This window comes from Bartonella vinsonii subsp. vinsonii (genome assembly GCF_902825235.1).
Classification (GTDB): Bacteria; Pseudomonadota; Alphaproteobacteria; order Rhizobiales; family Rhizobiaceae; genus Bartonella; species Bartonella vinsonii.
Genome location: NZ_CADEAJ010000005.1, coordinates 49,047 through 74,385, shown reverse-complemented (window position 1 = coordinate 74,385; position 25,339 = coordinate 49,047). Strand labels below are relative to the sequence as shown.

At 38.4% G+C, this 25,339-nt stretch carries 10 protein-coding genes and 1 tRNA gene; 4 read left to right on the top strand and 7 right to left on the bottom strand.

Features of this window, described 5'->3' with window-relative positions:
- Positions 1-238 precede the first annotated feature (238 nt).
- Together J7R12_RS05175 and J7R12_RS09225 are read right to left on the bottom strand one after the other, a co-directional pair.
- A complete protein-coding gene (locus tag J7R12_RS05175) occupies positions 239-2,548 on the bottom strand; it encodes an autotransporter family protein (RefSeq protein ID WP_126603780.1) in 2,310 nt (769 codons plus the stop codon).
- Positions 2,549-3,168: 620 nt separating this feature from the next.
- Complete coding sequence (locus tag J7R12_RS09225) at positions 3,169-6,423, bottom strand: autotransporter outer membrane beta-barrel domain-containing protein (protein WP_425320865.1); 3,255 nt, start codon at positions 6,421-6,423, stop codon at positions 3,169-3,171.
- 2,530 nt (positions 6,424-8,953) lie between these two features.
- Here J7R12_RS09225 and J7R12_RS05165 point away from each other — a divergent pair.
- Both J7R12_RS05165 and J7R12_RS05160 read left to right on the top strand, forming a co-directional pair.
- Positions 8,954-10,084, top strand: a complete 1,131-nt coding sequence (locus J7R12_RS05165; RefSeq protein ID WP_126603778.1) for a metallophosphoesterase — start codon at positions 8,954-8,956, stop codon at positions 10,082-10,084.
- Positions 10,085-10,157: 73 nt separating this feature from the next.
- Entirely contained in the window at positions 10,158-10,841 is a 684-nt protein-coding gene (locus J7R12_RS05160; RefSeq protein ID WP_234924838.1) for a DNA adenine methylase, read from the top strand.
- Positions 10,842-11,234: 393 nt separating this feature from the next.
- On the opposite strand, the gene J7R12_RS05155 is transcribed toward J7R12_RS05160, so the two are convergent.
- The 5 genes from J7R12_RS05155 to J7R12_RS05135 all read right to left on the bottom strand — a co-directional run bounded on the left by J7R12_RS05155 (position 11,235) and on the right by J7R12_RS05135 (position 15,096).
- Positions 11,235-11,308: transfer RNA gene (locus J7R12_RS05155), tRNA-Gln, on the bottom strand.
- Between the two features lie 89 nt (positions 11,309-11,397).
- Positions 11,398-12,156 (bottom strand): iron ABC transporter ATP-binding protein, encoded by a 759-nt coding sequence (locus J7R12_RS05150; RefSeq protein ID WP_126603777.1) that lies wholly within the window; start codon positions 12,154-12,156, stop codon positions 11,398-11,400.
- Positions 12,153-13,103 carry an iron chelate uptake ABC transporter family permease subunit gene (locus J7R12_RS05145; RefSeq protein WP_126603776.1) on the bottom strand — a complete coding sequence of 317 codons (951 nt, stop codon included), beginning with the start codon at positions 13,101-13,103 and terminating at the stop codon, positions 12,153-12,155. The genes J7R12_RS05150 and J7R12_RS05145 overlap by 4 nt, the downstream gene beginning before the upstream one ends.
- A complete protein-coding gene (locus tag J7R12_RS05140) occupies positions 13,096-14,052 on the bottom strand; it encodes an ABC transporter permease (RefSeq protein ID WP_126603775.1) in 957 nt (318 codons plus the stop codon). The genes J7R12_RS05145 and J7R12_RS05140 overlap by 8 nt, the downstream gene beginning before the upstream one ends.
- 81 nt (positions 14,053-14,133) lie before the next feature.
- Positions 14,134-15,096 carry a siderophore ABC transporter substrate-binding protein gene (locus tag J7R12_RS05135; RefSeq protein WP_126603774.1) on the bottom strand — a complete coding sequence of 321 codons (963 nt, stop codon included), beginning with the start codon at positions 15,094-15,096 and terminating at the stop codon, positions 14,134-14,136.
- Between the two features lie 291 nt (positions 15,097-15,387).
- On the opposite strand from J7R12_RS05135, the gene J7R12_RS05130 reads away from it, so the two are divergent.
- Complete coding sequence (locus J7R12_RS05130) at positions 15,388-21,198, top strand: autotransporter outer membrane beta-barrel domain-containing protein (RefSeq protein WP_234924836.1); 5,811 nt, start codon at positions 15,388-15,390, stop codon at positions 21,196-21,198.
- 683 nt (positions 21,199-21,881) lie between these two features.
- A complete protein-coding gene (locus J7R12_RS05125; protein ID WP_126603772.1) occupies positions 21,882-24,950 on the top strand; it encodes an autotransporter family protein in 3,069 nt (1,022 codons plus the stop codon).
- The last annotated feature ends 389 nt before the right edge of the window (positions 24,951-25,339 follow it).

Sequence of the window (25,339 nt, the reverse complement as noted above, 5' to 3'; positions counted from 1 at the left end):
CTCCAATGGTACTGTAAGTTTGAGGACTTAAACCAGAGGCGTTGCTTGTGTCGGTCAAGTTTAAAATAAGAAAAAAAGTATAAGCGGCTGTGACAAGAATAAACGCTTTTTATGCATAGAAATGCTCCTCAATATTTTTTTGATGAAAACAGAATAATTTTTTGTAATGCAGAAAAGCTATGCAGCGCTGTTTGTTTTTCAGCGGTGCATGTGTTTTAAAAATAGAAATTAGAGACTTTTAAAATTGATAGCGTAATCCACCGGAAACATTTATCCCAGAGAAGCCAGCTTTTTGAAGTTTATGTTGATAACTAACATCGGCGTGAAGAGCGATATTTTGAGACAATTGCGCATTCACACCAAGTCCACCTTCAACAGAAGATTCCGCAGAATCAAGATGGAAAGTGTCACCAATTTGTATTGTGCCATTATCGCCAAAAGCTTTCATGGCATTCAGCTTACCATAGAAGGAAAGAGCATAGTCTTTGTCAGCAGGTGTTACCATTTGTGTTAAACGTCCACCAATACGCCCTAACCATTGATGAGGATTGCCCATATTCACGTCAAAGCCGTCGATATCTGAGAAAGTACCAAGCATGAGACGTTGATAAACAAGCTGTGCTTGCGGCTCAAATATTAAGCCTTCCGTTCCGGTTGCCAATCTCTGTCCAATGCTAGCAGATGCACCCCATGTTTTTGTATGATCTAGGTTTGCGGTGTTTCCAATGAGAGCAGTGGTGATATTTCCTTTCAGAGCGCTATAGGAGAAGAGTGCATTGATATATATGCCACTGTTATGCTGGAGGCTCCCATAGGCGGCAAGAGAAAATTTATCCAATGTGCTTTTTTTAGAGCCTTCCATATCCTTTGGAGTGAAAGCGAGTTTTCCATATGTTCCCAAAAGACCAAAATTTGTTATGATATTTTGCTCTTCTATTGCTGCTAATATCACGCCTGCTTGCAAGGCAGCATAGCGAATATCAGCTCCATAGCCATATTGCGATGGATTGCGGTTAGAAGAGAATGTGCTCTTTTTGCCATAAGAAGAGAAGAAGATACCTTTATTTTTACTCATTTCTAGTTCGACTGCTGATGTTCGCATATTGTCTAGCAATGTATTTTGATTGTTCACATCAGCCAATCCAGCGGAGAAGAGAGCGCTAGGCATGACCAAATAGCTTGCCACTTGTGGTACGAGCGCTTTGATTTTTGCTTCAGGATCAAGGGTAGCACTTTGCAAACGGAAATCCCAAAAATTCTCATTTTCTCCTAAGAGGCTTTGTGCCACATTTGCCTTTCCACGGCTTGCTGTTGGACCATAGGCATTTAGCGTATATTTGTAAGGCATGCCCCCCATTGTGGTGTAGCCATTTGCAAGTCTGAAGGAGCTTTCTTCTGCTTTTCCAGAAACTTGAATGAGTGAGAGTCCATGTGTGTTTACAGGAATGGAATCTTCAGCTTGTGTATTTTGACTGTTCAAAAGGCTGTTAAAATGGATTGTTGTCGTGCCTGAGACATTACCATGGATGAGAAGACGGTCAGTTTTTTGGTCAGCACTTTCTTCTCCATCACTCCATTTAGTATTCAAATGAATTTCTGCCTTGCCTGTTGCAGTGTAGACTGCTGCCTCATGAGGTCCTTGATTTCTCAGCGGTTGAGGCTCTTCAGCTTGTGGTTGTTTTCCTACATGCAAGGTGTGGTGATGGTATGCGGTCAGCGCATTGGGTGTATCAAATATTATAGAACTATCACTAAGGTTCAGTATTGAAATGTTAGATTGCGCTCTTTTATTAATATCAAGCAGCGAGTAGTTAAACAGTTTAGTGATGTCATCATTATCTACTTCGTTTTGACTATTTTTAAGAAGCCATTTGCTGTTGTTGTTCAGAGTAAAAATTGTTGTGTTGGTTGGTAATGTTTTTGCTCTTCCTTCCAAAAACGAACCATCAGCAATTAATTTAAGTGTGACAGGATCAGTTCCTGGCATAGTTTTATTTTGCAATAACACATCGGCACGAATTTCTGAATCTTTAAGTCTGATCTCACCATTTGAGATTGGACCTAAAATACCGACACCATCTTCCACAAGTAGTTTTGTATTGGTAAGGATTGCTTGATTAACAACTTCTTCACCGTCATTTTTTACAGATTTTGTGATAAAACCAAAGCTGATACCATAACTTTCATGATTTCCTTTAACGGTTATTATTGAATCCTCAAGATTGATTATACCATTTATAATGTCTAGACCTTTTATGAGTGTCTTTGCATTAACTTTTTTGGCATTAATGCGTCCACCTTTTGTTGCACTAAATGAAATCATTTCTGAGGTCATTTCCGCTTTTTCAATAGTGACTACAGTCTTTGAACCCTTCGCGTTCACAGTACTAATTCTATCACGGATAATAACGTTGTTAAAAGTTCGTTCTCCCTCTTGGACATTAACTTGTGGTATTTCATGAGGGGGAGTATTTGCGTAAGCCGAATTAAAATAAGAGAGAAGGAATGTTCCAGCAATTGTACACAATAAAAAATTTTTCTTATACATATATATATGCCCTTAATGTTGATATGCCTTTGATTCTTACTTCACTCCCCTAATGGTGCAAGTATTGGGGTGACTTTTATATCAATATGTTCTTATTGTAAAGAACAAAACAAGTTATTTTGTAGAGTTCTTTATCGCTTGAAATTTGCTTCAAAAGATCTTGAAAATGGTTATGCAAACCACTGGAAAGGGCATTTCAAGAAATCGAGTTTGGTAAATCTGTATTTTAAAAGTGCACAGTTTACAAGGTTTTGAAGGATACTCTGTTGACCAAAATTTGTGGTCATGAAGCGCAAAAGAAGCGAGGGGGAAATATATTTCAGCGTGGGTCAAAAGTTTTCAGCATCTTTTTTTCACAGAGAAAAAAGAGAGCACAAATTCCATTGTGTATTTTAGGTGTATCATCCAAGAGGCTAAGATACTTTTCTTTTTATTGATAAAAGGGGCAAGAAGGCTTTGATGAAGAAATTCAGATTTTAACATATAAAAGGCTGTATAATGTACTGTCATTATATTGAAAGTATATATTACACTTTACGTTATTTATAATGCACAAAAGATATGCAGCGCTGTTTATCTTTCAGCGCTGCATGTGTTTTAAAAATAGAAATTAAAGACTTCTAAAACTGATAACGTATTCCCCCAGAAAAACTTGCTCCAGATATACCGGTTTTTTGAAGCTTTTGTTGATAATTGACATCACCATGAAGAGAGAAATTATGGGAGAGTTGCGCATTAATGCCAACGCCGCCTTCAATTGCAGTTCCCATAGGATCAAGGTCAAGGTCTCTGCCAATCTGGATGGTACCATCATCACCAAATGTTTTGAGTAAGTTGACTTTTCCATAGAAAGACATCGGACGGTTGTTTTCAGTGGAAAGGGTTTTGGTCAAACGCCCACCAACACGGATCATCCATTGATGAGGATTGTTCATATCAACGGTGAAATTATTGACATCGGTGATGGTGTCAAACATCAAATGTTGATAGGCAAGCTGTGCTTGTGGTTCAAATGTTAAGCCTTCTGTTCCGGTAGCAAATTGTTTGCCAACAGTGGTGGAAATACTCAACATCTTGGCATTTTTCAATTTTGCTGTTTTGCCAATGATGGCATTGGTGATATCGCCTTTTAAGATCCCATAAGACAAAAGTGTATCAACATAGAAACCATTGTCATACTGGGAGCTGCCATAGGCTGTCAGAGACCATTTGTCCAATGTGTTTTTACCTGCATCTTGCATATCTTTTGGAGTGAAAGACAATTGTCCGTAAGTTGCGACAAGACCGAAATGTGTTGTGGAATTTTGTCCCTCAATTGCTGCCAATGTAACACCGGCTTGTAGGGCAGCATAGCGGAGATCAGCGCCATAACCATATTTGAGAGGACCACGTTCAGAGGATAAGGTTCCTGTGCTTCCGTAGGTGTAAAGGAAGAAACCTGTGTTTTTCTCTTCTTCTTTTCCCAAGACAGATGTTCTCATATTGGCTAACAGCGCGTTTTGCTTGGCCATATCGGTTAATCCACTATAGAAGAGAGCATTGGGCATGACGATATAGCCTGCTGTTTGTGGTACAAGGGCGTTCACACTTGGAGTAGAACCATGACCCGTTTTAAGAATTTCCTTGTGTAAACGGAAATCCCAGAAATCTTCGTTCTTTTCATCAAAGAGGTTTTGTGCAACATCGGCTTTCCCTTGGCTTGAGTCTGGTCCATAGGCAGTGAGCGTATATTTATAAGGTTCTCCCTTTAATGTGGTATAGCCATTTGCGAGTTTGAAAGAGTCTTCTTGTGCTTTTCCAGACACTTGGATAAGTGAGAGGCCACCTATATTTGAAGGATCAGAAGCATTTATGACGCTATTTTTATCCCCTAAATCGCTTTCGATATAAACTTTTGTCTTGCCTGAGACATCACCATGAATGAGTAGCCTATCGGTTTTTTGATCAGCACTTGCTACACCATCACTCCATGCTACATTGAAGTGAATTTGTGCATTTCCTGTTGCATTGTAGACTGCTTGCGTGTCTGGTTTTCCAGAACCGATATGCAATGTGTGATAATGGTCTTCTGTTGGTCCATTAAAAACGATGGAGCTATTATCAAGATTTAGCGTGGAAATATCAGAACGAGATCTTTGCGCGATATCAAGCAGATTGCCATCATCATCTTTTTCTTTTGCACTGTTCTTCAATGTCCATATGGTGTTGTTTTTCAGATCAAAGTGGACATTTCTGTCTTTAGCAATATTCGTTCTGCCCTCTAGAGTGGAATGATTTGCGTTTAATTTGAAGGTTCCATTGGTGATCGCTTTAACATTTTTCGCGTCCCAATAATTATCGGCTCCCCAAGATTTTGGATTTTCGAAAATACCATTTCCTAGTAATACGTCGTCATGGATTTGTGAATTTTTGAGATTGACTGTACCGATTGACAAACCCAGAATATCTTCAATGTTATCGTTAGTAAAAGCGCCAATGAAAATTCCTGTGCCATTTTCAACGGAGAGGTTTGTATTAGTCAAATTGATTTCATTGTTTTGATGTTTTAGTGGATCAGCTAGTTCATTTGGGTCAATATTAGAGAGAGCTAAGAACTGTAAGCCGCTGATACCTGCTGTTGCAGAGACATCCGTCAGATCAATGTGTCCGCCATTTATCACATACAGTGCAGCTCTTTTTGCTTCTATTTTATTTTTCTTTACATTCTGATGAGTATTGGACTTGGTATCTGGACTTTCAGAATTAGGATCAATAGTATTATTACTAATTTTAATTGTGCCATCATCAATTGCAGTGAGACCAAAATCAACATTTTGAATGGTTGTTTTACCATTTACCTCGATTACACTATCAAGATCCCAAATGTTTATACCAACAGTCATTTCTTTATTATTTTCACCACCGGTTATTGTTAAATCTCCGCTGGTGATTTTACTCCCACCGTCTGCATAAAGACCTTCATCAACATTTTGAATGATTGTTTTGCCTGTTAACTGAATTTCACTACCAGAGTCCGTAGTCCATATACCAGTGCTTCGGTTTTCATCAATTGCTTTACCCCCTACTATTGTTAAATTTTCGCTGGTGATTTTACCACCAACAACTGCTCCAAGACCGCTCAAAGTATTATTGATCGTTGTATCACCATGCAATTCAATCGTGCTGTTCGTGCCCAATGCATGTACACCTGTTCCTTTGCCCTCTGTTGTTAGAGAAACATTTGTGGCATCAATCTGTCCACCTTTTTCTGCAGCCAATGCTGCTGATTTTCCCGTGACGCTTCCTTTTTCCATTGTGATTTTTGTTTTTGAACCTTCTGCATGGAGTCCAAGGTCTTCAGATGATGTAACTGTAACATTGTCTTTTAAAGTAATAGTACTGCCGTTTTGAGCACCTACTGCTATCTCTTTTGCATTAAATGATCCTCCAGAGACTGATATTGTCGAGTGATCATCTGCATTTATGGCATTTTGTGCTTGTGTAACGGTTACATCTTTTAAAGCAACTGTACTGTTTTTGTCTGCTTTTACTCCAAAGTTCAGTAGTGCATCGTCTTGCCCGCTTGATATTGTCACTTTTTCTAGATGATTTTTATTGCTGTTACTGTTTAAGAAGCCAGCCCCAACTTTTGAAGCTTTAATTCTTCCTCCAGTCATGCTTATTGCACCACCGTCACTTGCGATAAGCCCGACTTGAGCATCACTCATTGTGGTATTATTTCCATGCAATTCAATCAAGCTATTTTTGCCAATAGAATTTACACTGGACGATATATCGTCGCTTGTTGTTTTTAGAGTAACATCTGTGACCTTAATATGTCCGCCATTGTCTGCCATCAATGCTGAAGTTTTTCCCGTGACGTTTCCTTTTTCCATTGTGATGGTGGTGCCTGAGTCTTTTGAATAGAGTCCGGTGTTCTTAGATGATATAATTTGCGCATTTTCGGTTAAATTAATGGTGCTACCATTTTGAGCAAATATTGTTGCTTCTTTTGTTTCAAATGATCCTCCAGAGACTGTTATTGTCGAGTGATCATCTGCATTTATGGCATTTTGTGCTTGTGTAACGGTTATATCTTTTAAAGTAACTGTACTTCCGTCTGCTTTTACTCCAAAGAATAATGGTGCTTCGTTTTTACCACTTGATATCGTCACATTCTCTAGTTTGTTTTCTTTGCATTTACTATTTTCAAAGAAAGCCCCAACTTTTGAAGTTTTAATTCTTCCTCCAGTCATGCTTATTGCACCACGGTCTATTGCATGAAGCCCGATTTTACTATCACTAATTGTTGTATTTCCTAGCAATTCAATCATGCTACCAAGGTTATAAGCATCAACACCGAATCCATCGCCATTTGTTTTTAGAGTACCATCTGTGGCCTTAATATGGCCACCTTGCGTTGTAGTCAGCGCTACATTTTTTCCTGTGACGGTTCCTTTTGTCATTGTGATGGTAGAGTTTAAACCATCTGCTTGTATTCCAGCGTCATTAGATGATTTGATTTGCGCATTGTCGGTTAAAATAATGCTGCTGCCGTTTTGAGCACCTACTGCTATCTCTGTTGTCTCAAATGATCCTCCAGAAACTGTTATTGTCGAATGATTATTTGCAACTACGGCATTTTGTGCTTGTGTAACGGTTACATCTTTTAAAGCAACTGTACTGTTTTTGTCTGCTTTTATTCCATTGATTAGAGGTGCTTCGTTTTTACCGCTTGATATCGTCACATTCTCTAGTTTGTTTTCTTTGCTTTTACTATTTCTAAAGTAAGCAGCAGCTCGGGAAGCTGTAATGGTCCCCCCCGTCATGCTGATTACGCCACCGTCTATTGCATGAAGCCCGATTGTAGCATCACTAATCGTGGTATTTTTTAACTCAATCATACTGTTAGAGTTCTGAGAAAGTGCACCGAATCCACTCTCCTTTGTTTTTAGAGCAACATCTGTCACCTTAATATGTCCACCTGTTGCGGCACCCAATGCTGCTTTTCCCCCAAACACAGTCCCTCCAGTCATTGTGATGGTAGATTGCGTTGTTGCTCCAAGCCCTCCATCATCAGATGATGTAATTTGTGCATTGTCAGTTAAAGTAATGGTGCTGCCGTTTAGAGCGCTTATTGTTGTCTCTTTTGTATCAAATGACCCTCCAGAGACTGTTATTGTCGAATGATCATCTGTGGCTATAGCGTTGTGTGCTTGCGTCACTTTTACATTTTCTAAAGTGACTGTACCGTTTTTATCTGCCTTCACTCCAAAATTCAAGGGGGCTTTGTCGTTACCACTTGATATGGCTACATCTTTTAGTTTACTTTCTTTGTTATTATTCCAAAAGAGAGCACCAGTGTTGGAAACTGTAATAGTTCCTCCAGTCATTTGAAATGTAGCACCGTCTTTGGCTTTAACACCTAAGGAAATGACAGAATCTGTTCCTTTAATCGTCGTGCCATCCTGTAACGTAATCGCACTGTTAGCGCCTTCAGCTGTTACAACATAAACAGTTGTGTTTTTGCTTGTGTTTGTTGTTTTATTCCCAACAACGCTTAAATGTTTGCCGATAATTTGACCACCCGTTTGGGACTGAATCGTTTCATAGGTTTTTTCGGATACATCTGGTTGTTTTCCCTCAGGAACTTCAAGGGTTTCAGCATATGCATTGAACTGGATGTTGAACAACAGGATAACTGCTGTCGCTGTATACGACAGAAGGCGTTTTTTATACATTAGGATTCCCCTTTTATAAAAGTCCCCAATATTCATTCCCCGCGAACTTCATAAGAAGAAGTAAAAATGGATAATTGTACCTATTAATATTGATAACGTATCATTTTGGTAATTTATTTTGCTTGCTTTGTCAAAGATAAAAAATAATCAATATTAAAACATCATTAATATTGATTATTTATTTCAAACTTTGTTATTATATTTGATATAATATTGTAATAATATGTATATAAATTTATTCCATTAATTTAGATATTTTCTATAATATTTATTACAGCTCGAGTTCTTTTATATTGTTAAAGATGATATGACGGTAATGAAAGATAACGTTATGTATGGTCAGATTCTTGAATGGTGTTGTACTTGATCCCTAAAAGGGTGGGGTATTTAAGTATATCCTCATTTATTGGTTTTTTATGTTAGCATATCAACATCTGCTAGGTTTTTGATAAAGATTGGGTTTTGGATAAATCATCTTGATCTTTTGGAAACAGATATTTCTCCCGCTAAAAATCTCAACCAATAAACTGCTTCAAGTGGAAAGTTTTATTATCAAATCCGCTTTTATATTGATGGGGCATGGCTTTCTTTATTTTGAATTTTTAACACATTCTTGACAAAAAAATCTAAAAAACTGTTTTGCAGAAACTGAATAAAATACATCACATTTTAGGGTAATGTGTTTATGCGATATAAAATTGAATATGTAGCAATTACCATGATGGCTTTTGCTCTCTCTGGTTGTTTGAATTTTAGTGCTGAAAAAACAAAAGGAGATGAGAGGCTTCAGAGTGCACTCATGGATTGGTCCATAAAAGAAAAGTCTCTTGCAAAAAATTATACCGCAATCATTATGGCAGATCCACAACCGTGGCGTTTGAACTCTGGTGATCCCAATGGATTATCAAATAGGGAACCATGGTTAAAGATAAATGAGAAAGTTACCAATGTTATAAAAGCACAGAAGGCCGCTTTTCATATTGTTAATGGTGATTTGACGGAATTTGGTCAACAAAAAAACTATGACGATTATAAAACTGTTTATAAAAACCTTGGCTCTCCTGTCTATGAAGGGTTAGGTAACCACGATTATGCTAATAATGTTGGCAAGTGTACAACTCCTGAAACATTCAATTTTTATAAAGATGCATGTGCTATAAGTGCCGTTTCAAGAATGGTATCGGAAATTAAAAAATACCGTAGCCAATTCTTTTATTTCAGTGCAGATGTTACTGAAAGTTTGCTTCCTATTTCGGGCGGGAATATTCATACAATCAAGGGGAGTTTGAGTTATTCTTGGGATTATGGAGATGTCCACTATGTGCAGCTTCACAATTATCCAAGTTATACGGTGCATCTGAAGGGACCGTCTATCGAAGTGCAAATCAATAAATCTTTGGATTGGCTCAAAAAAGATCTTGCTGCTGCTGATGCGAGAGGTAAAGTGACTATCATCAATTTTCATGATGCTCGTGCCGCTTCCATTGATGGAGAATCCTTTTTTATTCGTAAAAAGAATGCTAAAGATTTGTCTCTTTTTAAGTCCATTATCACTTCTCATAATGTCAAAGCAATCTTCGTGGGACACACCCATTATCAATCCTATTGCCGCGCAAAAAATGATAAGGTCTTTGGAAATGTTCCTGTTTATACAGCTGGCGCGCTCTTTAATGGAGATTATTACCTTATAGATGTAAAGGGACAGAACATTCATGTTAAAGCCTATAATGGAGAGATAGGAAAACCTCTTTTAATTAAAGATCTTGGACTTATAGGAAAAGATACAGAGTTTTCCAAAAGTTGCAGCCAGTTATAATGGGATTTTTTATTTAAAATATAAGGAAAGAGTGTGCTCTGTCACAAATTTGAAAGGTAAGGGGCGTGCCTCAATATTGTTTAGCACTGCACTAAAAGAAGTAGACATTTTGTTGTTTATCTCTTCTGAAATTATCAATGATCGTTTGGGTGATGTGGTGAATTTTTTTCGAGTTTTGCAACGCCATTATCATCCTTTTATGGATTTGTTGAAGTTCCAAATCACCAGCCGTGAGGAGTTTCAACGCTTGCGCATGCAAGATCCAAACACTCTCACGGATTTAGAGCGGGCTTTGCGATTTTTGTATCTACAGCGGTTGAGTTTTAGTGGGAAGGTTGCAGAGCGTACCTTTGGAGTTAAAACAGACCGTAGTGCACGATTTAACACTTTGAAACTTGAAGGCTTATTAAAGCTTATCTACCGGCGTTTATCAGGAGTAGCCATTGAACATTTAGACTGGTCTGATTTTATACTTCGCTATGACCGGCCAACGACCTTGTTTTACCTTGATCCGCCTTATTGGGGCGTTGAGGATTGCTACGGAAAAGATTTGTTTAAGCGGGAGGATTACCAGAAAATGTCCACACTGCTTGCACAATTAAAGGGAAAGTTTGTTCTGTCTCTTAATGATGTACCAGAGATCCGAAAAACTTTTAGTCAGTTTACATTAAAAGAAGTGAGAATAGTTTATTCGTGCTGTTTTTCCAATAATGCGATTCCCAGTAAGGAACTGATCATCTCAAATTGCGATCTTTAAGAAAAGAAAAAAAGATTCATGAAAGGGGGCTTTAAATACCCTTTGAAAGGTCTTTGAAGCCCCTGTGAGAACCCTTTGAAAAAATGAAAATCCTTTGAAAAGGAGGTCATTTTTACAAAATATGATGCGAATTAGACAAAATTTGTTGGTCTCTGTATGCATATTTTATAGATTTTAGGTGTCAAATAAGGGGATTTCTGGAAGAAATGAATCATCTCAAACTACGATTCTGAGCCAAGCAAAATAAGACTCATGAAAGCAGTTCTAAACACCTCTTAAAACTCCTCTGAGAACCGCTTAAAAACTCTGTGAAAAAAAATAAATTGGTACAAAACTTACTGTCAAATTATACAAAACCTAGTGGCAAGCTACAAGCTACATACATTGAAAATTTGGCTGGGGAACCTGGATTCGAACCAAGATTGACGGAGTCAGAGTCCGCTGTTCTACCATTAAACTATTCCCCAGAAGGGTGGATGTCGTCATTCTTAGCAGATTTTAAAGTGTAGGCAAGCGCAAAAATGGGTCTTTATGATGATCGATAAGTGAAAGAAATTTATCGATAATAAAGGGCGATAGGAATGTCATTGATTGTTTTGATTTGAATATCAACATCATAAATGTCTTTAAGAATTTCTGGTTGCATAATTTCTTTTGGTGTTCCACAATAGGCTGCTTTTCCATTTTTGAGTGCTACGATCATATCTGAATAAGATGATGCGAAATTGATATCATGCATAACAATAAGAATGGTTTTTTTGAGTTCATCGGCTGTGCGGCGTAATTGCTTCATCATGGAAACAGAATGTTTCATATCCAAATTGTTTAAGGGTTCATCTAACAAAAGATAATCGGTATTTTGACAGATAACCATTGCAATAAAAGTCCGTTGGCGTTGTCCACCTGAAAGTTCATCCAAAAAGCGGTCTTTGAGATCTTGTAAGCCGAAATATCGAATTGCACTGTCAATAAATTGTTTGTCTTCATGATTATACCAGCCTTTTGAGTAAGGATAGCGCCCGAAACTTACTAAATCATACACGGTTAAACGAAAGGACAGAGGATTATCTTGACGCAGGATTGAAAGTTTTTGCGCCAAAACATCGTGGGGCATTTTATCAATATCTAAGCTGTCAATATGAATTGACCCTTTGTGACGCGGTAAAAGACGCCTTATCAACATCAAAAGAGTTGATTTTCCAGAACCATTGGGACCAATGAGAGAAATAATCCCCCCTTTGGGGAGATGAAGACATAAATCATCAAGAATCAATCTCGCTCCGTAAGTCTTGGAAAGATGATTGATTTCAATCATTTTAGTTTTCCCTTCATCAATAACATTAAGAAAACAGTTCCACCACAAAATTCAATAATGAAACTCAACCGTCCTGCCATATGAAAAATTTGTTCTAAAATAAATTGTCCACCAACCAAACAAATGATAGCCAATAATATGGCAATTGGCATAACAACACTGTGTTTTGCCTGAGGAGCAAGTTCATAGGAAAGGTTGGCAACTAACAGTCCAAAAAAGGTGACGGGTCCTACCAATGTTGTAGAAATGGAGACGAGAATGGAAACAAATATAAGAATAGCTGTGGCGCTTTTGTGATAATTAACTCCAAGATTGAGTGCGTTTTCGCGTCCTAGAGCAAGAATATCCAGAAGGTGACGTGAACGCCAGCCAATCAGACTGACAATGAAGACAATAATTGAGGCAAAGCTTATGAGTGATGTATTAAATTTATTAAAATTTGCAAACATGATGTCTGTTAAATTCATCATTTGATCTGGATTTAACTGCAATTGCATGAACATGCGTAGACTGAAAAAAAAGCCACCTAAAATAACACCAATCAAAAGGGTTAAATGAAGGCCTTTTAGACTGTCTGAAAAAAGCCAGCGAAAAAGGCTTATTGAAAAGAGAACGAGAATGAATGCTTCAAAAATGAGCTGTCCTTCTTCATTTAAAAACGGCAAAGAAAGAGAGCCTAAAAAATACATCGTGACAGTTTTGATTAAAATATAAAGCTGATCAAAACCCATAATAGAAGGCGTAAGAAGACGATTATTAACGACTGTTTGAAATAAAACGGTAGAAACAGTAATTGCATAGGCAATAAGAAGAAGAGAGACAAGTTTTGTGAGACGAAATGACCAGGTATAGATGTTGACATTCCATGTCATATAAAGACTGATGACAGTACACGCCATTACGATAAGCGTTGTTAGGATAAGTGTTGTTGCTTTCTTTTTATCCAAGACGCTTTCTCCAGCGTAAAAGCAGTATCATAAAAATAAAACTACCAATAATTCCCATCATGGTGCTGATGGGTATTTCAAGAGAAGGATGAATGATTCGTCCCAAAAGATCACAGATCAAGACCAATCCTGCTCCGCTGATTGCTACCCAAGGAGCCGTATAGCGCATATTATCACCCATGAAATTTGCAACAAGATTGGGAATAATCAGTCCAACGAAAGGAATTCGACCAACTGTACAGACAACAATTGCGGTAATGGATGCAACAATAAAAAGACCAAAGAACATGACAGTACGATAATTTAGTCCAAGATTGTTGGTTAAATCTTCTCCTAGACCAGCTACTGTAAAGCGATCAGCAGTGAAATAAGCAAGGATGCAAAGAGGAAGAGAGAACCATAAAATTTCATATTTTCCCTCAAGAATCATCGCAAAACTGCCAAATAAATAAGCTTGAAGGGAGGGGAGCAGCATTTCATGATCAGCAATAGCGTTGGTTAAGGAACCAATCACATATCCCAGCATAATTCCTGTAAGTGGTACAATAAGGCCAGATTTTAGAGGAATCTGGCGCAATAAAAACATAAAGAGGAGTGCTCCAGTCATAGCAAAAATTGTAGCGATAATCATCTTTTCAAGAACAGGGATATCGGGCAAGAAAATCATCACAAAAAGGATGCCAAGAGAAGCAGATTCAACAGTTCCAGCGGTCGATGGTTCAACAAAACGGTTGCGTGCAAGCAACTGCATAATCATGCCAGAAAGAGCAAGGGCCGCGCCCACCAAAAGGACTGCAATTGTACGGGGAAGGCGGGTTTGCCAGAAAATAAGCCAAGCATGTGAATCGTTTGATAATAAATCAGTAGGTGTTACATCTGAATAGCCAACGAAAATACTGAGGATAGACAGTAAAGCGAGGACTGTTATGGCTATCCAATAATTTTTCACGTTCAATCATTTTCCAACAAAAAAGCAAAGGCTTCTTAAAGATAACCTTTGCTCTTAAATTTTATTTTTATGACAAGCAAGTTATTTTTGTGCTTCTTTGCCTTTCGTAAAGGCTTCATTGATTTGTTGTGCTGCTTCGTTTAGTCCCGTTAGACCGCCACTAGCACGATACCAGCTCCAAGAATCCAGATAAATAATTTGGTTTTGTTTTCCAGCTTTTGTACGCTGAACAAGCTCATTGTCGAGCAATTGTGCTGCAGATTGCCCTTCTCGTCCAATTGCTGCATCTCGGTCAATGACCAACAACCAATCAGGATTGGTTTCAAGGATAAATTCAGGAGAAATGAGTTGTCCATGTTTTTGCACAGTCAGTTTATCCGTTGCTGCGGCAATTCCAAATGCGGAATGCAAAATATCAAAACGTGACTTTGGACCCAAGGCGCTGATTTTTCCACCAGAGGTCATAAGTATAAGCGCTGCACCTTTTCCTTGTGTGTTTTTGCGAACTTCTGCTAAAGTTTCATCGAGTTTGGCAATTTCTTTTTCGGCTTCCTTTTCTTTGGCAAAAACTTTTCCAAGGATAGACACATTCCGTTTAATATCCTCAAGAGAGGTTTCATTTCCTACAGTTAGATCAATTGTTGGAGCGATTTTGGATAAATCATTATATTTTGCTTGAGTTCTGGAGGAAATAATAATCAAATCGGGTTTAAGGGTAGCAATTTTTTCATAATCCGGTTCAAAAAGGGTACCAATTTTTTCATATTCTGCACCATCAAACTGCTGCAAATACACAGGTTTTTTTCCTTCAGGAACACCGGCAACGGCTTTGATTCCAAGGTGATTCATATTATCAAGCGTTGCAAGATCAAATACAACAACCTTTTTAGGAGAGATGGGAACAGAAGCTGTGCCTGAAACATGATTAATTGTTACATTTGTTTGAGTACTCGTATTTGCAATACTCGTCTGTGTCCATAAAGGTGTTGCAAAGCTGGTTGCAACCAGTAAAACAGAAGTCATCCGTCTCATATATTTTATCATCGTAATTTTATCCTTTTATCTAATATTACAAGGGTTTGCGCACTTAAAAACTTAACTTTGGTATTTTTATGCACAAAATGAAGCGTAAATAAATAACACTATGTTGTAAAGTTGACTAACATATGTTACAAATTGTTCACTTACCTCATTTTCACTTAATTCTAGTGTTTTTGCAACATTATTTAGAAAGTTTGACATATGACCAATGTATTTAAAAAGCGTACAAGTCTGTGCGCACTGACAACAAGTGCTTTCTTCTTTTTATAAGGTGTAGATGCTTCTATGGAAGTGATGGGTAATCGGTTGCTATTACCGAGCTTTGGAATATCTTTATCATACGCAAATACAGTTACACCTTCTCAAGGTGAATCCAACGATATTGTAGCTGGGGGTGCATCGGGGACTGTGCGTAAGAATCAGATAGTATATTCACCTGTTACTAGTTGTCTTTCTCCTGGACAGAATGCTGTTGTTACTCTTGGTAGTCTAATGGGCGGTTTAGATAATAGTGTTGCAGGTGTTGTTCTAGGCGCTGGTGTTCCAAGTGCTGGTGTTCCAGGTGCTGGTGTTCCAGGTGCTGGTGTTCCAGGTGCTGGTGTTCCAGGTGCTGTTCCAGGTGCTGTTCCAGGTGTTCCAATTACTGCTGTTCCAAAAGGTATGTCAGCTGCTGTCCCAGGTGGTGTTCTCAATGATACTTTAAGAAATGTTCCAGCTTCCTCTGCAGGTGGTGCTATTCCAGGTGGGCTAGGTCCTCAAAATACACGCAGTAGAGTAACAAGAGCTGCAGATGCGGGGGCTCCAAAGCGTAATTCTGTAGATTTTGATAATTCTGTGGTACATAACGCTGTCCTCTGCGCTCAGCCTGGAGCATATGGAATACAAGGGGGGAGTGTTGTGGCGAAAGAGAAAGAGACTGCTGTACGTTTGAATGGTCAGTTACAGAATCCTCAAGAGGGAACTGTCTTCTATTTGGAGAATGTATCTATTATGAATGTACGGGGAGAGAATAGTTCTCCCAGCCTTTTAGGAATGCAAGATATTAATAAATTAATTTATGATAGAAGTGTTAATAGAAATCGTCCTGATGCAGGACCGGCTGGGCCTAATGCAGGACCGGGTGCAAGTGTTTCTCTTAATAAAATCAATTGGGGGGTTGGTGTGTCGGTAGAACACAAAAATAACACAGTTAATTTAATAGACTCAAAAATTAGGGGTTTTTTTATTGGACTTGAAGCTCTAGATTCCGGAACTATCTCTATGCTAAATGGGTCTATCAAAGGTGCTTATATAAGTGCTTTAGCTAAAGATAGTGGAGTAATTTCTTTAAATAAAGTAAATATTGATGTTCTTGGAGTTGGTTTATGGAGTTCTGGAAAATCTGTTATACAGATGCAGTCTGGACAAATTATTATAGAAGAAGGTGGGGTAGGGGTTGTATCGGAAGCAGGGGGAGCTGCGGTATTAGATGGAACTACTATCAGAGTTTCTGAGGGAAAAAGCGAAGCTTTAAGCGAATATAGTGCCGGTTTGTTATCGTATGGAGGTAGCATTTCTTTTAAAAATGGACAACTTGAAGGTTCCAATACCCTTGCATTGTTGATAAGTAGTGCATTTCCAGAAACAGTTTTTGATTATTCGGATCTAGAGTTTGTTGATCAAGATGATCAAGAAGAATTTGATGGAGTGAAAGTGCTGATGGACGGAGGAAAGGCGATAGTAACTACGCCCAATATTAGTACTGTTTCCATTAATGAGACTTCTTCTGCTATAGAGCATTTTTTAGGGGCGGATTTATTTTCTGTAAAACCTCGCTTACCCTCTAAAGTTACCAAGTTCATAATTTCTGATATTCAAAAGTCAACTATTACAATGAGAGGTAAATCTTACGGTATATATTTTGATGGGGAAGAAAACTTTATGAACGGTGATAATGCAGCGCTATTGGGGAGGGAGAAAGATAAGAAAAGTAGGTTACATGCAGTTCTTTTGAACGGTACTCGTCTCGAAGTTCCAAATGGTGTGGCCATTTATGGTGATGATTTGGCGGGGAACGTTGTTATAAAAGGCAAATCAAGTGTTTCAGGTGGTTTATTATTGAAAGCTGAAAATAAGTCCGATCTGTCTGTTTTTGTTCACGACTCTTCAATTATAGGAGGTGCTCGTATTGAGAAAGGTTCTCATGCTAAGCTTTTCTTATCCGATAGATCGGAATGGCATGTAAAAAAGAATCTATATAGTAGTTTGAAAAGTTCAGATGAGAGTTGTGTGGATTCATGTATTTCATCTATAAAACTTTCAGATAGTGATATTAAATTTTTTACTTCTTTCAGAAATGGAAATGCTGGGGATATTGAATATCGAACCCTTCGCATTGGAAGTGCAGATGCAAGTCGAAACGGTGTGGTTTACACAGCTTCTGGGACCTCAAATATTTATTTCAATGTAAATTCAGCTCCGTCTGGTGCACAAAATACTCAAGTATCTGATAGGCTTATAGTTAATGGTGACGTTGAAGGGGAAACTATAGTACATGTGAATGATACTTCAGGTGGAAAAGGGCAAGCGGATTCAGCTAAACACAGTGTTTCGCTTATTCAGGTTTATGGGCAAGCAAAAAAAGATTCTTTCAGGCTGAATGGTTCTTATGTTACTCTGGGTACGCCTTATCAATATACTCTTCATGCTGTGCAAAAAAAAGATGACGCTTTCAATCCTTCATTGTTAGGATTGGGAAACCAATTTTGGGATTTCTCTTTAGAAATTGAGCGTGTTGTTTCTGTTGGAGAAGGTACAGAGGGGTCTCCATTATCGCAAACAACAGATGAAAATGGTGAAACTATAAGTATTGCTCTTCTTGGTAATTCAGGGGGGGAATATGATGATATCGGGTATAATATAGTAGAAGAAGATGATGATGATGTAGAAGAAGATGATGTGGATTCAGTTGATGCATCTGTTGAAGATCTGATTCCAACTTTTGCAGTTTCAGGAGATACTCCATCTGCTTCAGGAAGTGTTTTGACAACTGAGAAAACTATTGGTGAATATGATATAGTAAACGAAGAAGGTCATATTACAGAGGATAATAATATAAAGGTTGAATTAGTTTCATCTCGGGCTTCATCTTCTGCTCCTCAATCTAAGCAAAGGAAGCCTGCCTCTAAGGAGACGGGTGGTAAACCTGTAGCGCGTGTTCTACTTTATAATAAAGGAGCCGGCACACCTAGATCTGAATCACACAAGCCTATGGTGGCGACTGTATCAGCCAATGGTATAAAGCAGAAAGGTGTTTCTTCTCAGTGTAGTAATACGGAGAAAAATGGTACGGAAAGATTGCAAGGTGCTTATTTTTGTAGTGATGGTCAATCACATACAATGACAAATCTTACACTGAAGGCAAGTGATAAAGCTCAGCATTCTATGCATGCAAAGAGTAATACAGTTGTTAAATTAGAGAATGCTACTATTAGTGGTGCGGGTTCTTCTGATAGTAAAAATAATGTTGATTTTACTGAAATGCAGGCTGTGAGTGCTGTACTTGCAGAAGAAAAAGCAGAGATTGTTTTGGATAATAAATCAACAATTACATCTTCTGTAATTGGGCTTGAAGCGCAAAGTGGCGGAAAGGTTAAGATGACTGGTGGGACAGTTGATGCGCTTTATGTGGGTGCTTTGGCTGGTTCTGGATCATCTATTAATTTAAAGGATACGAAAATTAATGTGACGGGGGATGTTGCAGCTGGTTTGGCTAGTAAGGCTGGTGAGATAACTATGAACTCTGGGGCGATCATTTTGAAAAGTGGAGCGGCAGTTATGTCAGAAGCTGGGGGACGTGTTAAATTAGACAAGGTTAATATTACGGCTAAAAAAGAACAAAATAAGCCTGGTTCCACAGAGAGAGATGGGGGTGCAGCTTTTCTGTTGAGTAATGGTGGCTCTGTTGATTTTGTTGAGGGAAATGTTGTTACTAATGCCAATGCTTTGTGGGTTAGGAGGAGTAGTGACGTTGTTGAGACAGGTTCTTCTAGGAGAAAAAGATCTTCTGATGTTCGTTCTTCTATGAATCGCGCTAATATTGAGTTTTCTACCGTTACAGTAGAAGGTGATAAAGCCTATGGTATATATTTTGATGGGGCGGAACGAGGAGGAGTAGATAAGCAAAATCGAAATAGGAGCCCAGAGGAAATTGTTTCAGCATTGCCAGCGAAGCGTTCTGAAGAAAAAAGTTCTGTTGAGAAAGCAAGTGTTGTTAAGAGAAATGCTGAAGCTTTACAGAAAAAAACACCTATAGCTATAACGGGAGAGGTTTTATTGAAGAAAACTAATTTCGAAGTTCCAGACAGTGTAGCTGTGTATGGTAATCATTCTGGTGGACGTGTTTCCTTAGAAAATGAAGCACTTCTTTCTGGTGACCTGCTGTTGAAAGCTGAAAATAACTCTAATATATCGATTTCGGTTGATGGTTCTAGTGTTGTCGGTGGTGCTCGCGTTGATAAAGGCTCTTATGCCAAATTAGATTTAACCTCTGGATCAGAGTGGCATCTGAAAAGAAGTACACAGAAGACTTTAAGTGCTTCAGATCCAGAGTGTGTGGATTCGTGTATTTCTTCAGTAAATCTTGTCAATAGCCATATAGAGTTTGCGCCTTTGGAATCTGAAGAGTTAAAGTATCAGACACTGCGTATCGGAGACGGGAAAGGGACTGTTTATAAAGCGCAAGGCAATGTTTCAATCCGTCTTAATGCACGTTTAAACCCCAATGATCCTAGTGATAATCAAGTAACTGATAGGCTTGTAATTCGTGGTGATGTTGAGGGGAAAACGGTAATAGATGTGCGAGGCGTTTCGGGAAACCTAGAAAGTAAGGATACCCAGAATGCTCACAGCGTTTCTGTTATTCAGGTTTATGGAAATGCAGCGAGAGATTCTTTCCGACTCAGGGGTAATTATGTTGCACTGAGAAATTCACCTTACAAATATACACTTCGTTCTTATGGTCCAGAAGTGACATCAAAGCAGGAACATATTCAGCAGAAATTTATTAAGGATGGTGGAGAATTCTGGAATTTCCGACTAGAAAATCAATATGTTAAGTCTTCTTCTATGGTTGGGTTTGTTCTCCCTGAACGAGTCGTAAGATCTGTTGTTCCACAAGTTCCAACTTATCTTCTTTTACCAAATAGTGTATTCCATGCCGGTTTGGTGGATATCAACAATCAAAATAAGCAGTTTGACTTATTGCGTACAACTTTCAGTGGAAAGATAGAAGCTCGTGAGAATCCTGCTTTATATTTGCGTGGCTATGGTGGGAGTTATCGTTATGCTTCGAATTTATCTGCACTTGAATATGGTTATGGAGGTGATCTTGACTATCATGGTGTAGAGGCGGGTGTTCTACTGCAAACTATTGAAAATTCTGATAGTGCTATATCCTTTGGTGTTATGGGAACTTATGGAAAACTTTCTCTGCAGCCTTTGAATGTTGAGCAAAGTCAGAAGAGTGCATTTGATAAATGGACTGCTACAGTATATGGTAGCATGCAGCATAATGTTGGCTTCTATGTTGATGGTCTTTTATCATATGGTCTGTTCAAAGGTGATGTTCTCACTCTTGCACGGGGTAAGACAGCAACATTGAAAGGTAATCCTTTGAGTGTTTCCTTATCTGGTGGTCAGACAATTGCTACGGGATATAAGGGGTTTGTCTTTGATCCGCAGGTTCAGGTTGTGTATCAACATCTCCAGTTTAATAAAGCTCGTGATATCGATAGTTTTGACATTGAAATGGGTAACCTTGATCAATGGGTGGCACGTGTTGGTGGACGCTTAACCAAGACTCCTATAGGCTCTGAAGGCATGAATGCTGTTGCTTTCTACGGTAAGCTTTATCTTGCTCATGGTTTTGAAGGAAAACAGTCTGTGCACTTTAAAGATGCTTTCCAGTTAGGAGCTTTTGGTTCTTCCTTAGAAGCTGGATTAGGCTTTAATGCAAAATTATCTCAAAAGTTTGCACTTCACGGTGATGTTGTCTATCAACATCAGCTCAATAAAGCTGGTTTTTCTGGAGCTAGTTTTTCCGGAGGAGTTCGCTATCAATTCTAAGATAAGGTACAGTACTTACCTTTATAGAAAAGGCAGCACTTTGTGCTGCCTTTTTTTATAATAATCTGTCTTGCTTCACTAGGAAATTCTTGTTCTTTTGATGTGAATGAAACAAGTTATGTTTTTTTGTTTTGCGTGAAAGCATCTCATGGTTGTATCATTTTTTCTATGCAAAAGCGAATTTCTTAAATTTCTGATTATAAAATATGCTATGATGGCAGGCTTTTAAGAGGCATTTTTAATGCGGTGCAGCTCAGTGTTTATGCACAATATCCTGCCTGATCTTATTTCTCCGCTATGATGTTTATGCTTCCTTAATCTTGTCTTTATGTTTTTACGGATTTTGGCAATCCTTTTCATGTGCATCTTTTGTTAGTTTTTTAAAGTCCACAATGATAGGTGGCGAATTTCATTAATTACGCGTAATAGTTTTATTTTTGCTTTACACGAAACACAAAATGCATTATACACCCATAAAGTGTAATGTCTTATTAATTCTCTTATGGGTAGTCTTTGTCTTGTATTCAGATTTTCTAATAAGGTTGTTTGGATAATTTATTGCACGGGTCAAATGAGCAGTAGAGGCGTCCTTTGTTTACACCTTTTTTTTGAGGTGTCGGTGGAGGTGTTTTTATCGGTGCTTTTATTTTCAATGAGAGGGGAAATAAAGTTTCGAGGGAACTATGATTAAAGTGTTTAGAAATCATGTATGTTTATGTACTTTCACGACAGCTCTCCTTTCTTTGTCTCAAAGTGGAGGAGTGGTTGGTGCAAATGCGGAGGACCGTAGTAATAATCGTTATACTATCACTGTTTCTCCTGTGCTTCCTACTCTGTCTTCTTCTAGTTCATCTAAAGTGCTTTTTCCTCGTATTCCTAGTAGAATTATAGGAGGATTTGTTAGTGGTTATAAGGGTCTCCCTGGTGAGCTTAGTGAAGAGAGGTCTAGTGTGCTTAGTGGGCGTAATGATCTCAATAGCCTTAGGGGGCTTAGTGGAGATATGTTTGGTGAATCTAAAAATGACTTTAAAGAGAAGAGTCCATACGTCTTTGTTGTAGAATATGCAAGGGTTGGGAAGAATGGGGAGGAGAAGCTTATAGTATATGATGGATTATATTATTTATGTGATGATTGTGGAGAGCGTGAAATTGACAATCAGTCTTATAAGATTACGAATGCCTCTTATAATCCTGCTATAACGGTAAAAGGAATAGGCACAAGGGTTAGTGGGAAGGGTATAACGGTTAGTGGTCAAGTTTCTGATGAAACTTTTCCAGTCGGTGTGCATGTATTAGAGAACGGTAAGATTGTTTTGGAAGATCCGATTCTCAAAGGCACAGTTATAGCTCTTCGTGCGAGTAATGGAGTGATTGAAGTAAAAAATGGAAAGATTGAGGCAAGTCATGAGGGGGTTGATGCAACAGAGAGGTCATTTGTTCTTTTAGAAGATACAGAAATTAAGACCGCTAATGGGATCGCAAGTCTTTTAAGTTATGAGAATTCAGAAATTTGGATGGCAGGTGGATCAGTTGATTTTATGAACAGCCATGGGGTTTCTTCGATGTTAGGGGGAAAAGTAAATCTCGAGAATGTTAAAATTACTGGGAAGGGCGACAAAGGCAAGGATCATGCGGTTGTGCGTATGGATTTAGGAGGGGCTGTTAATTTTAAAAATGTGATTATTAACGTTGAAAATACGCATGGCATATTATCAGAAAACACTGTAGCTACTTTTAATTCAATTCTGCCGCTTGAAGGCTTATCGGATAATATTGAGGCAACGGAGGTCAATCTTGAATCTTCTGATGTTAAGGTGAATGGAAACAACTCCTATGGTATATATTTTCAGAGAGGGAAACCATGGGGAGGACTTGATAATGAAGAAGCTTCCAAGGAGGAGGAAACTCTAGGCAGATTGAAGGTTATTAATTTGCAGAGGACGATGTTTTCAGCTCAGGATGATGCAATTTACAGTACTGACAAAACTTTTGGTGTTGTTAGTTTAACGCAAAGTACCTTGAGTTCAGACAGTCTCCTCTTAAAAGCTGAGAAGGGAGCTTCTGTGGCAGTTTTGGCTGTTGCTTCTACTCTTGAGGGGGAGGCGTATGTTGATGAGGATTCTACTGCCAAATTTTATTTAGGCGACGGTTCTACATGGATTTTACAAAAGAAGCGACACAGAGAGCAGGGTGAAGCTGGTTTGAAAGGTGTTTCATCTGTTTCGCTCGTCAATCTTATAAGTAATAGTTCCATTAAGTTTACATCATCAAAACCTGATGAGACTTACACTTATCAAACACTCAGCATTGGAAAAGGAACGGGTGAGGTTTATAAGGCACAGGATGGTGCGCATATTTATCTTAACACATATCTGAATTCTGGTGGTCCAATGAATAATCAAAAGACTGATCGTGTTTTGATTTATGGGGATGTTTCTGGAAAAACGACAGTTCATGTGCGTGGTGTTTCAGGAAGTCCTAGAGCGCTTACGGGGAATGGTGGAAATGATGAAGGTATTTCAATCATTCAGGTTTCTGGACAAGCAGAGCAAGATTCTTTTCAGTTGGATGGTGGTTATGTAACAGCAGACCATTCTCCTTATCAGTATCAGCTTTATGCTTATGGTCCAGGGTCTCCTTTAGGAAAAGCGAGTGTGGGGCAAAGATTGGTGAAAGGGAGTAAAGACTTTTGGGATTTTCGTCTTGAAAATAGATATGTTAAGCCTAAACCTGATCCAGCACCAGCTCCAAGTCCATCTCCTGAACCTCATCCCAAACCCGAAATTAAGGCTGTTGTTCCACAAGTTCCCACTTATTTGCTTTTGCCCAATGCCTTGTTTCAAGCAGGTTTGATGAATATTGCTAGTGAAAATAATCGCTTAGAAGCTTTACGAATTGCTTCTGGAGGATTATTGAAAAGTGATGAACAGCCTACCTTTTTTGTGCGCGGCTATGGTGGGAGTTATCGTTATGCTTCAAATCTGTCTGCGCTTGAATATGGTTATGGTGGTGAGCTTGATTATCATGCTATAGAGGCAGGTGTTTTACTGCAAACCATTGAGAATGCACATAGTAATGCATCTTTAGGGATTATGGGGTCTTATGGAAAGCTTTCTCTACAACCTTTAGATGTTGAACAAAGTCAAAAGAGTGCATTTGATAAATGGTCCGTTACAGCGTATGGCGGTATACAGCATGATGCGGGCTGTTATGTGGATGGTCTTCTCTCCTATGGTGTGTTCAAAGGCGATGTTGTCACTCTTGCACGAGGTAAGACAGCAACATTAAAGGGAAAACCTCTCAGTGCTTCTGTGACTGCTGGTAAAATGTTTATGATGGGGGATGAAAGTTTTGTTGTTGATCCGCAGGTTCAGGTTGTTTATCAACATCTCCACTTTGATAAGACCCGTGATATTGACAATTTTGATATTGAAATGGGTAACCTTGATCAATGGGTGGCACGTGTTGGTGGACGATTAACCAAGACGCTTAGTGCAACGGATGAGGCGCGTGTTGTTGCTTTCTATGGTAAGCTTCACCTTTCTCATGGTCTTGGAGGAAAACAATCCGTGCACTTTAAAGATGCTTTCCAGTTAGGAGCTTTTGGTTCTTCCTTAGAAGCTGGATTAGGCTTTAATGCAAAATTATCTCAAAAGTTTGCACTTCACGGTGATGTTGTCTATCAACATAAACTGACCAAGGCAGGTTTTTCTGGAGCTAGTTTTTCCGGAGGAGTCCGCTATCAATTCTAAGATAAGGTACAGTACGTAGCTTTATAGAAAAGGCAGCATATCGTTTTGCCTTTTCTTTTTTATCTGTTTTATTTGTTCGTATTTTAAAGAGTATTTTTCAAAATGAGATATTTTACATATTTTAAATGTGTCTTTTAGTTTATTTTTAAACTCTTCCTTAGAAGAAATGAGATCAGGTTTGTGCTTCGTAGTGCTCAATTTTTTCTTTTATGGCGGTTTTACTTACTTTATAGAGCAAATTTGTGAAAGTTGTTTTTGGTTCAATTCTTTTTAATGAATTTTACATCACATCATTGCTCAGCTGTCTTTTTATAAGCTCTTTCTAAAATGACAAGATTTAGAGTGTGATATTTTGATTTAGTATTTACATAAGACACAAAAAATATTAT